Source organism: Paraburkholderia sp. 2C, assembly GCF_054589215.1.
The window spans coordinates 1-566 of sequence record NZ_BAAILL010000088.1 but is presented as its reverse complement, the minus strand read 5'-3'; the positions used below and the strand labels follow the sequence as shown (position 1 = coordinate 566).

Genomic DNA, 566 nt, shown 5'->3' with positions numbered 1-566 from the left:
CTCCCGGCAACCAAGGCAAGCCCGAAGGAAATGCTGCCGATCGTCGACAAGCCGTTGATCCAGTACGCAGTGGAAGAAGCGATGGCAGCAGGCATCACGGAAATGATCTTCGTCACGGGCCGCAGCAAGCGCGCCATCGAAGATCACTTCGACAAGTCGTACGAGATCGAAGCGGAACTCGAAGCGCGCGGCAAGGCGAAGCTGCTCGAACTCGTGCGCAGCATCAAGCCGAGCCATGTCGACTGCTTCTATGTGCGCCAGCCTGAAGCGCTCGGTCTTGGCCACGCGGTGCTGTGCGCCGAAAAGCTGGTCGGCGACAATCCGTTTGCCGTGATTCTCGCGGACGACCTGCTGTACGGCACGCCGCCTGTCATGCAGCAAATGATCGAGGTGTTCGACCACTATCACAGCTCGGTGATCGGCGTCGAAGAGATCCCGCGCGACGAAACGAAGTCGTACGGCATCGTCGACGGCAAGGAATGGGAAGACGCGATCATCAAGATGTCGGGCATCGTGGAAAAGCCGGCGCCGGACGTCGCGCCGTCCAATCTCGGCGTGGTCGGCCG

1 protein-coding gene is annotated in these 566 nt (G+C 61.1%); it reads left to right on the top strand.

Going from position 1 to position 566, the window contains the following annotated elements; translation table 11 throughout:
• The coding region (locus ACYPXD_RS34140; protein ID WP_459723117.1) for a UTP--glucose-1-phosphate uridylyltransferase at positions 1–566 on the top strand (566 nt) is incomplete at both ends.